We start from the raw sequence: 2,719 nt of genomic DNA, 5'->3' as shown, positions 1-2,719 counted from the left end.
AAGGGTTTTTTGGGCAAGCCAGTCTTGTCGATGTCGTACACGTCGGCGATAAAGAGGTCTCTCGCCCCCATAAGGTCGGCCAGCTCTGGCCCGGCGGATGGCAGCTGCCGCGCTTCCACATAATCGACACGCTGGGGCTGATGGGGAACACTTCCGATTTGATTTTCCAGGCTCGCAATGTGTACGAGGTCCGCCGCGTGCTGATCACGCAGCAGATCGAAGTTGCGTTGGACGCTAAACAGAATGGCTTCGGATTCTTTCAGCTTTTCGCTAATGGCGAGTCGCTCCTGCTCTGCAGTTCGGTACTGAGAGCGGAGCACATTGTTCTCAGCTTCTTGATCTGTGGAACTCCGCTCCAAATGATTGATAGTCTCATCTGTCGATTTCTTGCGGGCTTCCAATGTATTGACAGCAACCTTTGCGTCCTGAAGCTCGCGGGAAAGTGATTCCATTTTGGCAGAACGGGATTGCAGCTCGTGTTGTAGGTCGGCGCGTTCTCGCGATAGAGCATAGAGACTCGCGACTGGCTGAACGCCGGATTGAGAACGCGCATTTGAACGCTGTTCCGCGATTCGAATTCCCAAAAAGTAAAGCGAAACGGATATTGTCGCGAAGAGCACGATGACTGCTGCATAGGGCAGAGCTGCATTCAAGTGCGAGAAACACATCGCAGGCAGCCAGTGCCGCGAGTTTCCCATCGGCACCAAAGCAGGCGTCGCATCGAGCGCTATATCACTCTCTTTCTGTTCCTGGAGTCTTCTCATCAGTTTTGCAACGGCAGATTCAGGAGACCATTCATTTTCTAGATCGAGGCTCGGATCAGTCGGAGCAATCAACGCCATCCCGAACGTACCAATTTCCTGGTATTTGGCCAATTCCTCGCGACACTGACTGCAAACCTTGAGGTGATCTGCCAGTCGGCTCCACTCGCTCGCAGTCAGCCCTCCCGAGCTTGCCAATGCACAGAGCTGGTCGTAACAGTCGTGGCCGTCAGTGTCGGTTTGAGGAACGTCCGAGTGCCTATGACGCATAGTGACTCGCAATCTTCAGGTCATCTCGACCAATAATGTCTTTCATTTCTTTCAGGGCCCGATAATAATAGTGGCGGACATTTCCCAGCGATTCCCCGAGGCGCTCGCTAATTTCACGAAGCGTGTAGCCCTCGAAGAAAAACAGTTCCATCGTTTCTTGCTGCTTCCTGCTCAATTGCTTGAAGGCCTGCCGCAGACTATTTTCGCTCTGCGCCAGGAAGGCGTGGTACTCGGGGGTGACAGCCGATTCGAGTACGTCAAGACAATTGTCAATGGTTTGTTCTTCGTAAATATGCCGCAAGGTGAGGCGTTGCCGGGCGCGGTAGGCCTCGTGATATGCGATCTGAATCAGCCATGCTCGAAGCGATCCGCGCTGCGAGTCAAATAAAGCGCTTCGTTTATAAATTAGCAAGAAGACATCTTGGACAAGTTCTTCTGCGGTGCCCTGATCGTGAAGGACTCGGCGCCCGACCGCCAGCACCGCTCGTGCATGCCGCCTCATTACGATAGCAAATGCAGCCTGGTCGCCGGCTTTCACTTGCAGCATGAGCTCATCGTCGGAAAGGTCGGCTGCGGTTCTCGAGTCCACATGGTCCGAGACACGCGCAGGCCACACACTAGCAAGAATGAAACGTTCCGATGAAGCCAAATGAAAACCTCGACCGCTTGTGATGGAGTCCTTGCGCGTGCACCACGAACCGAAACTATTGGGAATTTAACACGAGAGACGAGGCAGTATCACAGCAATAACAATTTCGAGACTCCTGGTACAACTCGGTCGATTTTACGGGTATTAATGTCGCATCAAGCGGGATGAAGCAGGGTCGCACCGCCTTGACCAAGAGAGTTGATCCGATTCGGGCCGCGCAAAATCGCATGTCCAACGTGGCGGCTCAAGCTGGACAATTGAGACTTTGCTGCGTAAGGAAACGCCCCTTTGTACCACTTCGTCTAGACAATTTATTTCGCTGAAATTCTATTGATTTCTTTGATCAGAAAACCTCTTCGATGTACTCTTCTTGCAGTCGCCCGAATTATGTGCTCTTCCGCTGTTCACGTGATTGACCCTGCTACGTGCATATTTCTGACTTGGGATCCCTCATGAGCTTTTGGGATCGAAGGCGCAGTGCGCACTCTCTCCAGGCCCTCAGCGACGAATCGCTTTGTCGCGAGGCGAAGAAGGGATGCTATGAGGCGTATCTGCTCCTATTCGATCGTTATTGGCGGCAGGTGTTCCGATTAGCGCACGCAGTGCTCCATGAGGGGGAAGCCGAAGACGTCGCTCAAGCGTTGTTCTTGGAAGTTCACCGGAACATGCTGCAGTTTGATTCAGAAAAGGGTTCGTTCCGGACTCTGTTGCTCCGCTATGCCTAGCCTCGATAAAGTAAACACACCTCTAATGGTCGTGGGAAACGATCCGCTTAGTGTGCTCCTCATGTGGGAAACCTATGCTGGACTGCATCGGTTAGGTAGGCCGGTAGACTTGATTATGCTGCACACAGATGAGCATGAGCTGACCAACCCTGCCGTAAGACTGGCCTCGCAAGGCGGATCTGTAGACTGGTTCCGTTTCTGGCTACAGGGCTATGAAGATCCCGATCCCGCAAAAACCGAGCAGTACAAACGCTGGCGGGGATTAAAGAAGTCGCAAGAAGCAAATCAGGGCGGCCAAGTGCACTAGAGTTATT

4 protein-coding genes are annotated in these 2,719 nt (G+C 52.9%); 2 read left to right on the top strand and 2 right to left on the bottom strand.

Annotated features, from left to right (window positions below):
• Positions 1–1,031: hypothetical protein (locus DMG62_24145; GenBank protein ID PYY19937.1), on the bottom strand; the 1,031-nt coding region annotated here is incomplete at its 3' end.
• The gene (locus DMG62_24140; protein PYY19936.1) at positions 1,021–1,680 is read right to left on the bottom strand and encodes a hypothetical protein; all 660 of its coding nucleotides are present in this window, start codon (positions 1,678–1,680) and stop codon (positions 1,021–1,023) included. The genes DMG62_24145 and DMG62_24140, both read right to left, overlap by 11 nt.
• Before the next feature lie 452 nt (positions 1,681–2,132).
• Here DMG62_24140 and DMG62_24135 point away from each other — a divergent pair, with 452 nt between their 5' ends.
• Positions 2,133–2,405 carry a hypothetical protein gene (locus DMG62_24135; protein ID PYY19935.1) on the top strand — a complete coding sequence of 91 codons (273 nt, stop codon included), beginning with the start codon at positions 2,133–2,135 and terminating at the stop codon, positions 2,403–2,405.
• Complete coding sequence (locus DMG62_24130; protein PYY19934.1) at positions 2,398–2,712, top strand: hypothetical protein; 315 nt, start codon at positions 2,398–2,400, stop codon at positions 2,710–2,712. Before DMG62_24135 ends, DMG62_24130 begins: the two co-directional genes overlap by 8 nt.
• The last annotated feature ends 7 nt before the right edge of the window (positions 2,713–2,719 follow it).

The sequence above is a fragment of the Acidobacteriota bacterium genome, from assembly GCA_003225175.1.
In the GTDB taxonomy this organism is placed as follows: domain Bacteria; phylum Acidobacteriota; class Terriglobia; order Terriglobales; family Acidobacteriaceae; genus Gp1-AA112.
The sequence above is the reverse complement of the archived record's forward strand: the minus strand, read 5'-3'. Positions and strand labels throughout refer to the sequence as shown.

Coding starts and splice junctions, on each gene's coding strand:
- DMG62_24130 (PYY19934.1), top strand. CDS start 2,398: ATGCCTAGCCTCGATAAAGTAAACACACCTCTAATGGTCGTGGGAAAC.
- DMG62_24135 (PYY19935.1), top strand. CDS start 2,133: ATGAGCTTTTGGGATCGAAGGCGCAGTGCGCACTCTCTCCAGGCCCTC.